This is a genomic window from Paenibacillus sp. (genome assembly GCF_031177825.1).
Classification (GTDB): Bacteria; Bacillota; Bacilli; order Paenibacillales; family YIM-B00363; genus Paenibacillus_AE.
Genome location: NZ_JAPSKE010000004.1, coordinates 101,290 through 119,890, shown reverse-complemented (window position 1 = coordinate 119,890; position 18,601 = coordinate 101,290). Strand labels below are relative to the sequence as shown.

9 protein-coding genes are annotated in these 18,601 nt (G+C 61.4%); all 9 read left to right on the top strand.

What is annotated here, in order from left to right; genetic code table 11:
- Positions 1 to 20: 20 nt before the first annotated feature.
- On the top strand, positions 21 to 1,601 hold the full coding sequence (locus tag RIN49_RS06290; protein WP_309119530.1) for an extracellular solute-binding protein: 1,581 nt from the start codon (positions 21 to 23) through the stop codon (positions 1,599 to 1,601).
- Positions 1,602 to 1,703: 102 nt separating this feature from the next.
- A complete protein-coding gene (locus RIN49_RS06285; protein ID WP_309119308.1) occupies positions 1,704 to 3,032 on the top strand; it encodes a Gfo/Idh/MocA family protein in 1,329 nt (442 codons plus the stop codon).
- Between the two features lie 2 nt (positions 3,033 to 3,034).
- Entirely contained in the window at positions 3,035 to 5,263 is a 2,229-nt protein-coding gene (locus RIN49_RS06280; protein ID WP_309119307.1) for a glycoside hydrolase family 88/105 protein, read from the top strand.
- Between the two features lie 125 nt (positions 5,264 to 5,388).
- A complete protein-coding gene (locus RIN49_RS06275; RefSeq protein ID WP_309119306.1) occupies positions 5,389 to 7,752 on the top strand; it encodes an AraC family transcriptional regulator in 2,364 nt (787 codons plus the stop codon).
- Positions 7,715 to 9,772, top strand: a complete 2,058-nt coding sequence (locus RIN49_RS06270) for a glycoside hydrolase family 65 (RefSeq protein WP_309119305.1) — start codon at positions 7,715 to 7,717, stop codon at positions 9,770 to 9,772. Before RIN49_RS06275 ends, RIN49_RS06270 begins: the two co-directional genes overlap by 38 nt.
- A gap of 20 nt (positions 9,773 to 9,792) precedes the next feature.
- Positions 9,793 to 10,914, top strand: coding sequence for an oligogalacturonate lyase family protein (locus tag RIN49_RS06265; RefSeq protein WP_309119304.1), 1,122 nt, complete (start codon positions 9,793 to 9,795; stop codon positions 10,912 to 10,914).
- A 45-nt stretch (positions 10,915 to 10,959) separates the two neighbouring features.
- Positions 10,960 to 12,105, top strand: coding sequence for a glycoside hydrolase family 88/105 protein (locus tag RIN49_RS06260; protein WP_309119303.1), 1,146 nt, complete (start codon positions 10,960 to 10,962; stop codon positions 12,103 to 12,105).
- Positions 12,106 to 12,139: 34 nt separating this feature from the next.
- Entirely contained in the window at positions 12,140 to 14,536 is a 2,397-nt protein-coding gene (locus tag RIN49_RS06255; RefSeq protein ID WP_309119302.1) for a glycosyl hydrolase family 95 catalytic domain-containing protein, read from the top strand.
- Between the two features lie 291 nt (positions 14,537 to 14,827).
- Positions 14,828 to 18,583: an OmpL47-type beta-barrel domain-containing protein gene (locus tag RIN49_RS06250; RefSeq protein WP_309119301.1), complete on the top strand. Its 3,756-nt coding sequence runs from the start codon at positions 14,828 to 14,830 to the stop codon at positions 18,581 to 18,583.
- Positions 18,584 to 18,601 lie beyond the last annotated feature (18 nt).

The following is an 18,601-nucleotide window of genomic DNA, read 5'->3' as shown; positions in this document are numbered from 1 at the left end:
TATTAGGAGGGTTCGCAATGATGTCGAAATGGTTGAAAAGACCGTACGCGACGGTCGCGCTGATCGTAACGTTCGCGTTCACCGCGATCGCCGGCTGCGGCGCGGGCGGGACGTCCGGCGGCGAAACGAAAACGGAAGCTCCTGCGCAGACGGGAACGGGAGCGGAAGCCGAAGGCGCGGAAGCGCCTGTGAAAATCAAAGTGTTCAAGAGCCACATGGGCGTCGGAACGATTCCCGGCAGCGACGACCCGCACGTTCAGTATGTCGCGGAGCAAACGGGGGTCGAATACGAGCTTGTTACGACGCCTCCGGGCTCGGAGCCGAACGAATACGTCAACCTGATGATCGCTTCGGACGATTTGCCGGACATCTTGCGTCCGATCGGCGGCGTCGAGCAGACGCTGATTCAGCAGGGCGGCGCGCTGCCGCTTGACGACCTGCTGCCGGAGTATGCGCCGAACGTATGGAAGAGCATTCCGCAGGAAGCCTGGGACGTCGTTCGTTCCGCATCCGAGGACGGTAAAATTTATTACGTGCCGAAGGTGTTCCTCGTCCCCGAACGGGCGCCTCTCATCCGTCAAGACTGGCTCGACAAGCTCGGCTTGGAGATGCCAAAGACGGTGGAAGAGTATAAGGAGATGCTTCGCGCCTTCCGCGACAACGATCCGAACGGGAACGGCAAGGCGGACGAGCTGCCGACGACGGGCCGCGAACTGGGACGCTGGATGGATCACTTGTTCGCGATTTACGGCGTAGCGATGTGGGAAGGGTACCCGGAATGGGATATGTACGACGGCGAGATTCAATATGCCGGCGTCACCGAAAACATGAAGGCCGCGATCGCGTTCGCCCGCGATCTGTACGCGGAGAAGCTGCTGGATAACGAGACGTTCCTGAATAAAGGCGACGTATGGACCGCGAAAATCAATAACAATCTCGTCGGCAGCTGGTACCATCTGCCGGCCAACCTGAGAGACCGCCTGACGGCGATGCGGCAGGGAGCGCCCGAAGCCTATGTATCCGGCATGCCGCTGCCGAAGGTCGAAGGCTTCGAAGGCTTCGTCACGCAGAAGAGCATGGGCGAGCCGGAGTGGATCATTCCGAAAGCTTCCGAAGAGAAAGCGCCTCACGCGCTCAAGCTGTTGGACTTCTTCTACAATCCGGAATATGAAGAATTCGTACGCTTCGGAATTGAGGGCGTGCAGCACGAGGTCGTCGACGGGAAGAAACTTCTCCTGCCGCCGTCCGAAGACAAGCCGATCGCGCTCGGCATGCGGAATTTGACGACGAAAGAAGATATGGACGTCCGGATCGATCAGACGATTCCGGAGGATATGCAGCAGATGGTGCGGGACATCTTCGAAGTCAGCACCGCGGACGCGAGAAGAATCGCGGGCGACGGCCTGCCGAGCACCGTCTACGAAGGCTTCCCGGACATTCAGTCCCACAAGCTGTTCCAAGAATATTTGACGAAGATCGTCATCGGGGAATGGCCGATCGAGAAGTTCGACGAGTTCGTCGAGCGCTGGCGTCAAGCCGGCGGCGATAAAGTGACGGAGCGCGTGCAGCAATGGTACGCCAAGACGCAGGCGACGCAATAACGCGAACGCCCGGCGTGAAGCAGGAGACGGTTGCCCGGAACGTGGGTTCCGGGCGACGTCTTATGTACGCGGTTCATCATCGACAGCGAGAGGGGAGTTTCCGTGAACAGAAGAAGATTTGCGATTTGCGGCGTAAGCGGCCGGGCGCTCGGTCAGTTCGCGAAGCCGATTGCGACGACGTTCGCCGGCGGCTGCGAGCTGGTCGGCTTGCTCGATCCCGACCCCGCCCGGTTCGACCTGTTCCGCAGCCGGTTTCCGGAGCATGCCGATATCCGAACGTACAGGCCGGAGGAATTCGACCGGATGGTCGACGAGACGAAGCCGGATTGCATCATCGTGGCGGGCCGCGACCATACGCACGCCGAATACATTATTCAGGCGCTGAACCGGGATCTGGACGCCATTACCGAGAAGCCGATGGCGACGACGGGCCAAGACAGCCGCCGCATCGTCGAGGCAGAGCGGCGGAGCAAGGGTTCGGTCACGGTAACGTTCAATTACCGGTACGCGCCGATTCACACGAAGATCAAAGAGATGGTGTCGGAGGGCAAGCTCGGCCGCATCACCTCCATCGACCTGAACTGGTATTTGGATACGTACCACGGCTCCAGCTACTTTAAGCGTTGGAATCGCGTCCGGGAATTTTCGGGCGGGTTATCCGTTCATAAGTGTACGCATCACTTCGATTTGGTCAACTGGTGGATCAACCAGAAGCCGGTCGAGGTTTTCGCCTACGGAGCCCTGAACTATTATGGTGCGGACAGCGAGCTGAATCCGCGGCGCGAGGACGGACGCCACTGCGCCACCTGCGACGTAGCGGACGATTGCGCGTACTACGCGCGATGGAATGCGAGAAGCAAGCGAGCCCCCGTCCCGGACGATCATCTGGAGTCGCTGGGCGGACAGCGGTCCCCCGCGTTCCCTTATACAGGATACAGGGCGGACCAGTGCATTTTCGACTCCAGCATCGAGATCGAAGACACGTATACGGCGGTCGTTCGTTATAACCAAGGCGCGTTGCTCAGCTATTCGGTCAATTTCTCCCTTCCGTATGAGGGCTATCGGCTTGCGATCAACGGCACGAAGGGGCGCCTCGAGACGCTGGAATATCATATGCCCGCCCGTACGCCGTTCCCGACGCCGGTGCAGACGATCGACTACTTCCCGCTTTTCGGCTCGAAGGAGACGATCCATGTCGTGCACAAGGAGGGCAGCCACGGAGGCGGCGATCCGCTGCTGCTGGAGGATTTGTTCATGGGCGAGGACGCGAGAAGGCCGTTCCGGATCCTGTCGGGGGCGGTGGACGGCGCGTATTCGGTCGCGACCGGGGAAGCGGTCTGGCGCTCGGCGAAGGAGCATCGGCCGATCGCCATCGAAGAGGTGCTCGGCGGCTTTCGGACGGAAGAGCTGAGCCTAGCGAGGGGAGGATGAGCATGACGACGCGGAACCCGTATTTCGATCCGGAAGAAAGCATGGCGCGGCAGACGGACGGGACGTCCGTCGAGCATGTGCTGACGACGATGGCGCAGAAGTATATCGGCGACCATCCGATGCACGCACCCGTTTACCGGGTGTCGCGGAAGCAGCCGATTCGGAAAGCCGAGGATCACCGATACGTCTTTCCGGGGGACGTCTTATTCCCGCCAGGGACGTCCGGGAGGAAGGCATACGCTTGGGCGAAGCTATGGATCCCCGAAGCGCAAACCTTCGCGTTCTCCATCACCTGCCTCGGCCCGGTGAAGCTGTACCATAACGGCGCGAAGCGGTTCGGCTCGTCGAAGGACGAGGAAGGCGCCGCGGCGCCGCCGCTGCGGCTGCCCGTTCCGCTGACGAAGGGGTGGAATCACTTCGTGCTGGAGCTGGAGCGGGGCGCGGGGGCGGTCTTCGGGACGAGCAACCGGAAAAACTTTCCGTACCATTTCTTGGTTCCGTCCGTCGACCGGGACGGGGAAGAGGGCTGGCTGTATACGAGACCGACGGACGATCCGCTTCCCGGCATTCCAGCCATGACCGTCTTGGAAGCGGCGACGGGCGTCGAGTGGCTTCCGGAACATGACCCTTCCGAGGAGGCAGCCGAGGCTGAGGCGTTCGGGGCGGATACCTTCGAAGCGCGGCCGGAGCGCTTATACGGATGGCGGGACGGATACGCGGCGTACGCTTGGACCGAAATCGACGGCCGGCTCGTCGACGGCGAACCGCTCGCGCTGCAGGGCACGGCGTACGGACCGATCCGAGTGCAGCTGAACGGCGTCGAGGTGCTTCGACAGGACCGCCCAGGGGATTTCAACGTTCCGATCCGGGTCCCTGCGGCGATCGTCGACCTGGTCGTCCGGAGCGAATGCGGCTCCGACGGCTGGGGCTGTCGGCTGACCGGGGCGTCGCTTGCCGGCAAGCTGCGGACGCCGCGCCGAGTGGCGGGGGCGAAGGAACCGTGGCTTTACCTCGGTCCTTTCCCCGCGGCGGACATCGTCGATATAACGGACTACCAAACGATGGACGCATTGGCGGCTCCGGAAGGGGAGGAGCCGTTCTATTGGCGGACGGCGTCGCCGGCCGGCTTCGTGCGTCCGTTCCTCGAGAACGAGCGGTTCGGGAAGTGGAACTACCCGCTCGGGGTGACGCTCTACGGATTGCTCGAGACGGGGAAGACGTTGGGCCGTCCCGATGTCCTCGACTACGTCGCTGAGCACGTCGAATTCGCGTCTTCCCGCTTCGCTTATTCGCTGTGGGATCGCGCGAAGTTCGGCGCCGCGGGCATCAACAACCAGCTGTCCCACGTCGACAGTCTGGACGATTGCGGCTCGTTCGGCGCGCTCTCGCTGCTGGCGGATCGCGGCATCCGCCCGCTGAAGGGCGTGCGGGAAACCGCGGCGCATATCGCGGAGTATGTGATGCATCGGCAGGACCGGCTCGAGGATGGCGCACTGTACCGGAAGGTCGGCGTGTCGCCGAGCATGCACAATACGATGTGGTGCGACGACATGTATATGAGCGTGCCGTTCTTATGCCGATACGCGGAAGCGTCGGGCGACCCGAATTATGTATCCGAAGCGGCCCGCCAGCTGCTGCTATACAAGAAATACTTGTACATGCCGGAAAAGAAAATCATGTCGCATGTGTACGACGTCGCCGCCGGAAAGCCGACGCTGACGCCATGGGGTCGCGGGAACGGCTGGGTGTTCTTCTCGTTGACGGAGCTGCTGACGGTACTTCCCCGCGACCATGACGCGTACCCTGATATTCTACGATTCTATCAAGAGCTGGCCGAAGGCTATTTGGCGCTGCAAGGGGAACGGGGGCTATGGCATCAAGTGCTGACCGATCCGGAGTCATACCCGGAAGCTTCCTGCACTTCGATGTTTCTGTACGGCTTCGCGCGCGGGGTGCGGAACGGCTGGCTCGCGCCCGAGCTGCCGTACCGGAAGGCAGCGCTGGCCGCATGGGAGGGGCTGTGCGAAGCGGCGATCGATAGGCACGGGAATCTGTACGGCGTGTGCCGCGGGTCGAGCTTTTCCTTTTCCAACCACTATTATAAACACGAGCTTTCATGGAACCTCAACGATACGCACGGGATCGGCATCGTCATGTTGGCGGGCGTCGAAACGATGAAGTTGTTGGAATATTTGGGGAGCGACCGGAAAAAGGAGCAAACGATAGGATAAGAGAGCAGCGAGGCGGAAACCGCGGGTGAGGATGCAAGGAGGCGGTCGGAAGCGTTTGCAAAGCCGAAGGCGGTTCGAAGTACAATGGAAGGAACCTGCGAAAGACTGTGAGAGGTGGAACCCGAATGGTCCAGTCTTTGAAAAAATGGCTCGCCTATACGTTGACGAATACGCAAACTCGGCTGGTGCTGTTTCTGACCGTCTCCGTCTGCATCATCATCATGGGGGTCAGTGCGACGTCCTATTACACCTCCAAATCCGTGCTGCAGAGCGAGCTTAGCGAACCGCAGCACCAGATGCTGCAGATCAGCATGAACTTTATCGACGATTATATCGAAAAGGCCGATCAAATCGCGGTTTCCGTGGCGCTGCATGCCAACGTCTATACGTTCTTGACGGCGGACAATCAAAACTCTTACGCCAACATTTCCGGAATTTACGAGTTTTTCTCGACGCTCATCGGCAACACCTCGTATATCGATAGCATTTATGTTTACGACATGGAGCGAGGCAGCTTCGTATCGATGCCGCAGGGCTACAGCTCCAGCAAGGTGACCTTCCCCGATTCCGAGTGGGTCGGCATCGCCGAAGAGTTCGGGGATCAGAAGATGCTGGTTCGAAAACGTTCCGTCCCCCCGGGAGCGAGCGGAGGGATTCGCAACGCCGGCTCGGAGCTTACGCTGTTCCGCAAGGTATTGATTCAAGGGGAGTTCAAAGGCATCGTAGCGATCAATCTGAAGGAGGAGGAGCTGTTCGCGAGGCTCCATCCGCCGCACCGGTCCGAGTTGGAGCGGGCGAGATTCATCGTCGATCTCGACGGCGACATCCTCTATTCCGTTTCGGGCGGCGGCTTCGATGCGGCGCTGGTCCAGGACGCCGTGTCGCAACCCGGCGAAGAAAGCTTGTGGGATTTCCGGCATAACGGCGTTTCGTATTTGGTGAATCGGCTCGTGTCGCCGTTGACCGGCTGGCAGTACGTGTCCTTCGTCTCTCAAGACAGCCTGCTCGCGCGGTCGAAGCATGTCCGCGACGTCGTCATGTCGGTCTCGGCCGCTGCGCTCCTGCTCGGCGCGCTCACGGTCGTCTACATTCAATCCGTCGCCTTCCGTCCGGTTCGGCGGATCCAGCGGCTGTTCCGGCAGAGCAACCGGGACATTCCGAACGCGGACCTGCTCCATCTGGAGCGGCTGACGACCGAGCTGCTCAGCGACCACGCGCAGCTGTCCCAGCTCATCCGTCAGACGATGCCGGAGGCGTCCTCGAAATACCTATTCGATATCTATATGGGCAACGTCAGCAGCATTCGGGAAATGCGGGAGAAATGGAGCAGTTATTTCCAGGATTGGACGGACGAGCCGCTTACGTTCGTCGTCGTCTCGATCGACCGCTACGAAGCATGGGCTCGGCGTTACCCGAGCGCAGATCATTCGCTTCTCAAGTTTGCGATCGCGAACGTCACCGCGGAGTTGTTCTCGCCGGAATGGCGCACCGTATGCGCGGATTTCGGCAAAGACAAGCTGGCTCTGCTGCTGCAGCCGAAGCGCGCTTCGGAGCGCCGCGAGGAGGCGTGCCGGGAGTCGTGCCGGCATGCGGCGGAGGTCGTTCACCGCATGCTGGGCTTCAGCGTGTCGATGGGCGTCAGCGCGGCGCACGCCGACGCGGGCAAGCTGAAGCAGGCGATGCTGGAGGCGGAAAACGCGCTCGGCTATCGGCTGTTCCGCGGCTACGGGAGCGTCATCCTCTTCGACGAGGTATCGGATCACGAGCCGTCCGCGGCGACGATGAAGGATCAGTGGTTGGACGATCTGACCGGGGCGATCGAGGCCGGCGACGAAGCCCGCTCGGTCGCGATCGTCGAGCGCATGGCGGAAGAGCTGCGCGCGGCGGGGTACTACCCCTTCGACACGCTGAAGCTGTTGAAATCGTCCGGGGAACGGCTTCGCCGAATCGGACTGCGCGAAGATGCGGAGGACTGGGCGGAGGAGGGGCCGTTCGAGGAGCTCCATACGCTGAGCCTTGACGATATCGCGTCGCTCTTTACCAGCAAGGCGGCGGAATTGTCGGAGCGGTACCGCAGCCTGATGGAAAGCAAGGATTTCGTCCTCTGCTTAGGCATGGTCGAATTTATGAAGCGGCATCTCGGACAGCCGATCGGGATTCAGGACATCGCCGACGCTGCCGGCGTCAGCGTCAGTCTCGCCAGCCAGCTGTTCAAGCAGGAGATGGACGAGACGATCTACGGCTACTTCACGAAGCTGCGCATGGACCGTGCCGGCGAGCTGCTCGTCGAGACGGAGGAGAAAATATCCGACATCGCCCAGAAGGTCGGTTATCAGCATGAAAACAGCTTCATTCGGGTGTTCCGCAAATATAAGAACATAACGCCGGGCAAGTATCGCGAGATGATGAAGTTCAGAAGCGATGCGGCGAATGTCGAATTGCGAGGGAGAGATGATCTTGAATCGAAAGGAAATCGTGTCGCGCCATAACCCGGTGCTGACGAAGCCGGAGCCGCTAGCCCCGCTGTCGATCGGGAACGGACGATTCGGCTTCAGCGTCGACGCGACGGGGCTTCAGACGTTCTATGACGATTACGAAACGCCGCTCGGCACGCAGTCGAACTGGGGATGGCATTACACCGGGGGACGAGGCGTCTATTCGGAGAACGAAATCGCGTATCAGATGTACGAGACTTACGGCCGCAAGGTCGGTTACCCGATGAAGCCCGAGGACAAGGCCGAAGCGTATCATTGGCTGCGGCAAAATCCGCATCGTCTGCAATTGGGGCGGATCGCGTTCCGCTTGCTTCGCGAGGACGGCTCGGAAGCGCGTCTCTCCGAGCTGGAGCGGCTTCGGCAGGAGCTGGATTTATGGACCGGGATCGTCCGGAGCGAATTCGTCTTCGACGGCCGGCCGGTCGCCGTCGTCACCAGCTGCCATGGGGTACAGGACGCCGTCGGCGTTCGCGTCTCGTCTCCCTTGATCGCCGAAAACCGGCTGCAGCTGTTCGTCCGCTTCCCCGCCCCCGACATGACGAATACCGCATGGGCAAAGTCGGTATTCCCGGATTGGGGGAACGACGACCGGCATCGGACGGAGGCGGACGCCGAGTCGGCGACGTCCGTCGTGCTGCGCCGGACGATGGACGACGACGGCTACCGCGTCCGCTTGGAGTGGACGGCGGGAGCGCTCGAACGCACCGGCGCGCACGAATTTACGCTTCGAGGGGCGAAGGGCGCGGACCGGCTGGAGTGCACGGTCGGCTTCGCTCCGGGCGACCCGGCGCGGACGTCGGCGGAGGAGGCGGAGTCGTCGAGCGCCGAGCGTTGGTCGTCGTTCTGGGAAAGCGGCGGCGCCGTCGATTTATCCGGCTCCGCCGACGAGCGGGCGCACGAGCTGGAACGGAGAGTCGTGCTGTCGCAATATTTGACGGCGATTCACAGCGCCGGTACGATGCCGCCGCAGGAGACGGGGCTGATGTACAACAGCTGGTTCGGGAAGATGCACCTGGAGATGCATTGGTGGCACGCCGCTCACTTTCCGCTTTGGGGCCGGGCGTCCCTGTTGAAGGACAGTATGGATTGGTACAACTCGATCCTGCCGCTGGCGAAGGAGCTGGCGGCCTCCCAAGGGTACGAAGGCGCACGATGGCCGAAGATGGTCGGCTTCGACGGCGTGCAGAGCCCGTCCCCCGTGGCGCCGGGACTCATCTGGCAGCAGCCGCATCCGATGACGTTGGCGGAGCTGATCCACCGCATCGAGCCGAACCGGAAGACGCTGGAGCGTTATGCGGACCTCGTGTTTCAATCCGCGGATTTTATGGTGTCCTACGCGCATTGGAACGAAGAGCGGAAGTCGTTCGATCTAGGGCCGCCGCTCATTCCTGCTCAGGAATGCCACTCCCTGCACGAAAGCATGAATCCGCCGTACGAAGTAGAGTATTGGAAGTACGGGCTGGAGATCGCGCTGCGTTGGGCGGAGCGTCTGCAGGTACGGTCGAATCCGGCTTGGGCGAAGGTGGCGGGCGCGATGGCTCCTCTTCCGCAGCGGAACGGCGTCTACCTTGCGCACGAGCGTTGTCCGGACACCTTCACGCTGAAAAACCGCGACCATCCGTCCATGGTCGGCGCGCTCGGTCTATTGCCGGGTACGCTCGTCGACAAGGACGTCATGCGGAACACGCTGCGGAAGGTGCAGTCCGATTGGCAATGGGAATCCGCCTGGGGCTGGGACTTCCCGATGTGCGCCATGACGGCTGCGCGACTCGGCGACGCGGAGACTGCGGTCGACTTCCTGCTGATGGAAGCCACGAAGAACACGTACCTGCCCAACGGGCATAACTATCAGCGGCCTGGGCTTACCGCCTATTTGCCGGGGAACGGGGGACTGCTGATCGCCGTCGCCATGATGGCCTGCGGCTGGGACGGCGCGGAAACCGGAGATTGCCCGGGCTTCCCGCGGAACGGACGCTGGTCCGTGCGGTGGGAAGGACTGCATCCGCTTATTTAATACGAATGGAGGGGAACCGAATGGGGAAGGGACGGATCTGGCCGGCGGAATGGAAGACGTATACGGATCGATTGACGGGCGTCGAAGTGCTCCAGCTGACCGATTATAAGACGCACAGCTATCATTTATATTTTACGGAAGACGGCTGGTACGACGGCGGCCGGAAGCTGCTGTTCATCTCGGACCGGGACAACAGCACGAACCTATTTAGCCTGAACATGGCCGACGGAACGATCGCGCAGCTCACCGACGTTCCGAATAACGATTATTTGGATGCGTGCTTGCGCCCGCAGGGGGATGCAGTCTTCGTCAAAACCCGGAAGACGATTTCCCGGCTTTCGCTGGACATGCTGGAGGAGCGGCCGCTGTACACCGCTCCCGAAGGATTTCATATCGGAAACTTAAGCTGTACGGCGGACGGGAAGTTCGTGATGACGTGCATTCAAGAGGACTTGTCTCATCGAATCCGTCTCGATCTCGGCAACGGGTATGTCGGGCACCGCGAACTGATGGAGGCGGCGCCGCTCAGCCGCATCATCCGTGTGGACGCGCAGAGCGGCGAGGCGGAGGTCGTTTATGAAGCGAATCGCTTCATCACGCATATTAATGCGTCGACGACGCTTCCTTGGCTCATCACCTTCTGCCATGAAGGGCCATGGCATCTGGTCGACCATCGCATTTGGGGTCTCGATTTGCGGAACGGCGGGGCGTGGAAAATTCGAGAGCGGCTCGAGCCTTCGGAGAAAGTCGGGCACGAATTTTTCTTCCCGGACGGCGAGACGATCGGGTATCACGGCTTCCGCGCGGACGGCACGAACTTTTACGGACAGATTCGATACGACAATACGGCCATGAAGGAGACGAATTTCGGCTTCGACACGTGGCATTCGCATGCGGACGGCTACGGCCAAGCTGTTGTCGACGGCAAGGGGAACGTTAAGACGTTATGCGTCTGGAGAGACACGGACGGCCCTCGCGTGCTGTGCGAGCTGCGCTGCAGCTTCCATTCCCAGAAGGTGCACGCGCATCCGCGTTTCACGCGGGACGGGAAGAAGCTGTTGTTTACGAGCGATAAGAACGGGTACGCCAATCTGTATCTTGCGAATGTTCCGGAAGCGTTCGACACGCTGCCGATCTTGTGAGTCGCACAGCCGGAAGACGGTGAAACACGAAGGAGGCGAAGGGCTATGACGGAAACGGCGGTCAAGCAAGCGCAGTGGTCCGTAAAAATCGCGGATTCGATTCTCGCGGCTTGCGTCGATGGCGTTCATCCGAAGATGGGTAACAAGTGGGGCTATGTCTCCGGGATGGCTCTGATGGCGCTCGACCGGTTGACGGATCATTCGGGAGACGCGACCTATCGCGAAGCGATGCGCCGGCACATGGACCTGTTCGTGCGGGAGGACGGCTCTATACGTACGTACATCCTGGAAGACTACAATCTCGACCATATCAATCAAGGGAAAAACTTGTTTTCCTTACTGAGGCGGACCGGAGACGAAAAGTACGCAAAGGCCGCCAACCGGCTTGCCGTGCAGCTGATCGGTCAGCCGAGGACGAGCGAGGGCGGCTTCTGGCATAAGAAGATTTACCCGTTCCAGATGTGGCTCGACGGCATCTATATGTCGTCTCCGTTCCTGGCAGAGTACGCGAAGACGTTCGGGGAGCCGCGGTTTTTCGACGACGTCGCGAACCAAATTCTGCTGATCGAACGCAAGACGCGCAATCCCGACACCGGTTTGCTGCACCACGCATGGGATGAAAGCCGGGAGCAGCGGTGGTGCGATCGGGATACCGGACGCTCGCTTCACGTCTGGGGCCGGGCGATGGGCTGGTACGCGATGGCGGTCGTCGACGCGCTCGAGCACTTCCCGCTCGATCACCCGCAGCGCGGACAGATCATGGGCATCTTCCATCGGATGGCTCACGCGATCCGGCGCGCGCAGGATTACGAGAGCGGACTGTGGTATCAGGTGATGGATCAGAACGGCCGGGAAGGCAACTACTTGGAGGCGTCCGCCTCGTGTATGCTTACGTACGCGCTGGCCAAGGGCATTCGCTTGAACTATGTCGCGGAGCTCGATTCGGCGGTCGTGCACCGCGCCTTCGAGGGCATCCTGCAGCGGTTCGTCACCGAAGACGAACAGGGCGTCCGCCTGCATCGGATTTGTCACGGCGCCGGCCTCGGCGGCAACGGCAACTATCGCGACGGTTCTTACGAGTATTACTTGAGCGAGGAGATCGTTAGCGACGCGCTGATGGGCGTCGCTCCGTTCCTTCTGGCGAGCATGGAGATGGAGAAGCTGAAGATCGAGGAGAGCCGGCGGGAGTAGCCGGCTTCTTCTTTTTCCAAGGGAGGACCTTTGCATGAAGATGCATCTGAAGTACCCGGCGTCCTGGTGGCGGAATCTGTGGCGCGAGGCGCTGCCTTCCGGGAACGGCACGATCGGAGCTTCCGTATACGGCGCCGTGCAGGAGGAAACCGTCGTCATCAATCACGCGGACCTGTGGCATTGGGGTCGCAAGGACGAGCTGCCGGACGTTCGGTTTCATCTGGCGGAGACGAGAAGGCTGATGGACGAAAAACGGTTTCTCGAGGCCAGCTGGCTGCTGGCGAACGCGCTCAAGGAACGCGGGTATAAGACGACTTTAGCTTCCCGGTTTCCGCACTCGGCCATCCGGCTGCTGATGCCGTGCGCGCAACCTTTCCGCAAGTATGAACGGTCGCTCCGGATGGATACCGGGGAAGTCGAGGTCGGCTGGAATGACGGAGAGACGCGGTATACGCGGACGCTATTCGTCTCGCGCGCCGACGACTGCCTCGCGTACGCGATTCAGGCGGACGCGCCTTCGTCCGTGAGCGGCGACATCGCGCTGCGGCTGCATCCGAGCGACCGCTGGCAGAACGAGCCGGAGTTTCAGGAGCTGGAGCGGTCCGTGACGGTGCGGACGGAGACGGGGGAGGGCGGCGCTTACGTCTTCTACGGGGCCCGCAACGACGACGGAACGGATTTCGGAGCCGTGCTGCGGTTGATTCCGGAGGGAGGCCGCATTGCGGAGGGGCCGGAAAGCCTTCGTTTCGAAGGCGCGGAACGCGTGCTGGCGCTCGTGAAGACGTTCGTGTCTTGCGAGGACCGCGAACGAGAATGGTCTCGGCTGAAGGCGGAATTGTCCGGCGTCTCCCTCGGCTACGAAGAGTTGCTTGCGCGGCATGTCCGCCTTCACGGACCGCTCTTCCGTTCCGCCGCGCTGGAGCTGGCCGACTCCGACGACGATACGCGTTCCAACGAGCAGCTGCTGCTGGAGGCATACGACGGGGAGGCGCCGACCGCGCTCGCGCAGAAGCTGTGGGCGTTCGGCCGGTATTTGTTTATCAGCGGCGTCGGTCCGAAGGATCAGCCGTTCGGCTTATACGGGCTGTGGGGCGGCGATTATCGGCTCGTCTGGTGCCACAACATGGCGAACGAGAACGTGCAGATGATGTATTGGCATGCTCACGTCGGGGGCTTGGGCGGGCTGACGGAATCGTTGTACCGGTATTACTTGAATTTAATGGAAGACTTCCGCGCGAACGCCCGAAAGCTGTACGGCTGCGGCGGCATCTACATCCCGGCCGGATCCACGCCGGGCATCGGCGTTCCGAACCAAATCGTTCCCGTCATTATGAATTGGACGGGGGCGGCCGCCTGGCTTTCCAGTCATTTCTACAAGCATTACGCCTTCACGGGAGACGAGCGGTTCCTGAAGGAAACGGCGTGGCCGTTCATGAAAGAGGCCGCAGCGTTTTACGAGGACTTCCTCGTCGAAGGGGAGAACGGATATTACAAAATGTACCCTTCCGTTTCCCCGGAAAATACGCCTTCTAATTTTATGCCGCAGGACGGGAAAGCGTTGGCGCATCCGATGCCGACGGCGGTGAATGCGACGATGGATTTCGCGCTGCTGAAGGAGCTGCTTACGTCGCTCCTCGAGGCGGGACGCGTCGTCGGCTGCGGCGCGGAGGAGCTGGAGAAGTGGAGGCGCATGCTCGAACGGATTCCGCCGTACCTAGTCAACGAAGACGGGGCGGTGCGGGAGTGGATGGACGAGACGTTCGACGACCGGTACGATCATCGCCACCTGTCGCATCTGTACCCGGTGTTCCCGGGACATGAGGTGCAGCGGGAGGAGCGGCCCGAGCTGTTCGCCGCGTTCGACCGGGCGGTCCGGCTGCGCAACCTAGGCGCCCAGAGCGGATGGTCGCTCTCGCATATGGCGTCGGTCTACGCCCGGCTCGGGGACGGCGACAGCGCGCTCGAGAGCTTGAACGCGCTGGCCCGTTCCTGCTTGCTGCCGAACCTGTTTACGCTGCACAACGATTGGCGCAATATGGGGATTTGCATGAACATGCCGACCGCTCCGATGCAGCTCGACGCCAATCTAGGCTGGGTGAATGCGGTACAGGAGATGCTGCTGTACGTGTCGCCTGCGCTCGTGAAGCTGCTGCCGGCGCTGCCGTCCGCGTGGAAGCGCGGCCGACTGGAAGGCTGGCGCTTCTGCGCCGGCACCGTTTCGATGGAGTGGGACGTCGACGGCGGCCGGTTCGCCGCCGAGCTGCGCGCGGACCGGGTGGCGGAGCTGACGCTGCGGCTGCCGGAACGGTTCGGTTCGCTTGCGCTGTTGGACGACGAATCGCCGCACTCGTTCGAGGAAGAGGAGGCGGGCCGCCGCTTCCGCCTTCGCCTGCAAGCCGGTTCGGTCGTTACGATTCGAAACCGGAAGTAGCGCCGCCGGTCCAGGGAAGCCGAGAACATGGTTTAGAGGGCTCGGCTTCCTTGTACATGCGGAATCCTGCAAACCGATCCTCCGGCGAATGAACAAATCCGCGATCCCGATATTGTAGACGACTTGTAACATCCGACGATTGAAACCGCCGCCGTCGCATCGTAACATGGCAGTTGCAATCGCGGCGCATACGGGGAGAGGAGGCGAGTGATGAACGGAAAGACGAGACGGCCAAGACATCTGATATGTAAGCGATTGCAAAATTATCTAATTCGTAGTCGGAGGGACGATATGAAAAGATGGTTTGCGCTTATGTTATGTGCGGTGATCGGACTGTCCTTGCTTCAACCGATGCCTGCCGCGAGGGCGGCGGGCTATGACGCGCTTCCCGCGTTCCCCGGAGCGGAGGGCTTCGGCTACGCCGCCGCCGGCGGGCGGGGCGGCGAGGTGTACCACGTCACCAGCTACGAGCTGACCGGCCCGGGAACGTTCCACGACGCCATCATGACGGCCGGGGCTGCGCCGCGAACGATCGTATTCGATATATCCGGCGAAATCACGATTCCTCAAATCGTGGCGAGGAACAAATCCAAGATTACGATCGCGGGCCAGACCGCGCCGGGAGACGGCTTGACGATCCGGGGCAACAACATCCGGTTTATCGACTGCAGCGATATCGTCATCCGGTATATGCGCTTCCGCTTAGGGGTGCAGGACTTTAACGACGATACGATGTATTTCGAGGACTGCCGGAACGTCATCATCGATCATTCCTCCTTCTCCTGGGGAACCGACGAGGTGCTGTCCATCAAGAGCAAGGATTACGACAATCCGAGGTCGAAAAACATTACCGTGCAGTGGTCGATCATTTCCGAAGGGCTGCTGACGCACTCGATGGGCGGACTGATCGAGATGAACACGATCACGATGCACCATAATCTGTATGCCCACAACAACGACCGCAATCCGAAAACGAAGGGGCAAATCGACTTCGTCAATAACATTGTTTATAACTGGGGCGGGTTCCCTTACGTGGCCGGCGGCGAATCCGGTACGAAGGGCTACGGCAACGTCGTCGGCAACTACTTCGTCGCGGGACTGAATTCCGCCGATCCCGAGTATGCCGTGGTACGCGGGAACGAGAATTACAGCTTGTACCTCGAGAATAACCGGATCGACAGCAACAAGAACGGGGTGCTGGACGGAACCGATACGGGCAGCGGCATGATGGAGGCCGAAAGACCGAGCGTGCTCGTTCCGGAGCGGTTCGAGTATCCTCCGGTGCATACGGAGGAGCCGGAGGACGCTTATGTGCGCATCCTAGAGTACTCCGGCGCTTCGATCGCGCGCGACGCGGTGGACATTCGCGTCATCGACAGCGTGCGGAACCAAACCGGCGTCATCATCGGGGACGAAGACGACGTCGGCGGCTTCCCGACGTTGGCCCGGGAGACGGCGCCCGCGGATACGGACCGGGACGGCATGCCGGATGCGTGGGAGACGGCGCAGGGACTGGATCCGGGCGACCCGGAGGATCGCAACGGCGACCGGAACGGCGACGGATATACGAATCTCGAGGATTATTTGAACGAATTGGCGGCGCCGGGCTTCCCGGAAGGGTACCCGATGGTTCCGCCGGCATGGTCCGGCACGCCGTTCGAGCCGCCGGTCCTTCCGCAGCCGGAGCCGGAAGAGCCGGAGCCTGTTCCCAGCATGGACGGGGAAGCGATCCGGAACGTGATCGTTAACGACAATAGTAGCAACGGTGCCGTCAACGCCGCCGCTTGGTCGGTGCAGAACAACTTTCAGGTCGGCGACTTGGTCGCCGGGGACCGACTGACCGGCAGCAAGGTATATAAATTCGTAACCGTTCCGGACGCCGTGTCGGGCTCGGAATGGATCCGGACGGCGGTCGGCTCCAGAAGCGCTTCCAGCGAGGACTTGGTTTCCTTTTATGCAGCCGCCGACGTGGACGTATACGTCGCGCACGACTCGAGAATTACGACGAAGCCGCAATGGCTGGCTTCCTCGTACGAGAATACGGGCCTCGCGATTACGGACGACCAACCGGTGACCTATCAGTTGTATAAGAAAACATACCCGGCAGGCTCGCATGTCGTTATGGGGTCGAACGGAAATACGTCCCGCATGAATTATTTCGTCATCGTGAAGCGGACGGAGCCGAACGCGGCGCCTCCCGCCGCATCGCCTTCGGACTTGACGGGAGCGCTCTCGGGCGGTCCGGCGGCGTCGCTGACGTGGTCTCCCGTCGGCGAGGCGGACGCCTATTTGGTGTACCGCTCGTCCACGTTCGATCCTTACTTTAAGGTCGTCGGAAGCTCCGAGTCCGCGGCGTTTACGGACAGGGCCGTCGATCTCGGCGTGACGTATCGATATCGGGTGTCCGCCGTCAACGCGGGCGGCGAATCCCCGCCGGCCGGCGACGCGGAAGTGCTCGCCTACGACGCTTCGCAGCCGAAGCCTCCGGCGCCTTCGGGCCTTGCGGTTACGGCGGCGAGAAGCCTCTCCGTCGAGCTCGCTTGGACGCCGGTCGAGCACGCGGTCGGCTACGGGATCTATCGGGCGGCGGCGCCGGAAGGTCCGTACGTGAAGATCGGGTACACTCGCGCCGAGACGTATACGGATCGGACCGTAAGCCCCTCGACGACGTACTATTACCAAGTATCGGCGACGACGAAGGGCGGCGAATCCGCGCCGTCCGGCAGCGTGAGCGCAACGACGAGGCCGCCTGTGGCGATGCCGGAACCACCCTTGGGCCTTTCCGCAGGCGAGGTGTCCACATCCGCGTTCGAGCTGAGATGGAGCGCGGTCGACGGCGCCGAAAGCTACAACGTCTACCGGATGGGGTATGGCGATAACGGCTTTACCTTGCTGGCCGGGACCGAGTCGCCGGAATTCACGGACGACGGCGTTGGCGCGGGGCAAGCCGGGTACAGCTACCGGATGACGTCCGTGAACGAGGTCGGCGAATCCGCGCCGTCCGAAACGCTCTCCATCGATATGCCGCTCCCCGCGGCGCCGTCGAATTTGTTCGTAGGGCTGACGGGCGAAACGTTCGTCGGACTCATCTGGACGTCTCACGGCGGGGCGACGCAGTACAACGTCTACCGTTCGACCGGCGACGAACCGGCGGTGAACGTGGGGGTTGCGAAGGTGGATACGTTCTACGATCGCACCGCCGAGCCGGGAGTCAAGTACACGTATTATCTAAAAGCGAAAAACGCGGCCGGCGAATCGGAAGCGTCCAACGCGGTCACGGTGAAGACGCGTTCCAAACCGATCGATTCGACGCCGCCGGTCACGACGGCCGATGCCGCGTCCGGCTGGCAAAATACGGCCCAAGTCGTCACTTTGACCGCCGTCGATGCCGAGGGGTCCGAGACGTCGACCTATTACAGCGTGGACGAGGCACCGTTCGTCCCGGGCAATCGGGTCGAGATCGGCGCGGAAGGCGTCCATACGCTGCGTTATTACAGCGTGGACGCGGCTGGGAACGAGGAGGCCGTCCGATCGGTGACGGTGAGCATCGATCGGACCGGACCTGACGTCGAACCTGCCGTAACGACCGCCGTGTACCGCCATGAAGCCGTTCGAATTTCGTTCGACATTACGGATTCGCTCAGTGGCGTGGCCGACGCGAAAGCGACGCTGGACGGGATCGAGTCCGGCCTGCCGATCGAAGCGGCGCCTTACGCATTGTCGGTCGGAGATCACAGGATCGCGATTACGGCTGCGGATGCGGCCGGGAACGTAACGGAGCGGCAATTCGTCTTGAAGGTCGAAACCGGCATCGATGTCCTTGACGAAGCGCTGCAAGCGGCCTTCGACCGAGGCTGGATTTCGAATCAAGGCGTACTCAACAGCTTGCTTGCGAAGGTGTCCGGCCTGCAAGACGAAGATGACGCCGAGAAGCTTCGCAACGGGTTGAACGCGCTTGAACGCGAGGTGTCCGCGCTGGCCGGCAAGCAGCTGGATGCGACGTTCGCGGAACATTTTCTAACGGATCTTGGGGGATTAAAACAATAAATGTATTGAACGGACTGC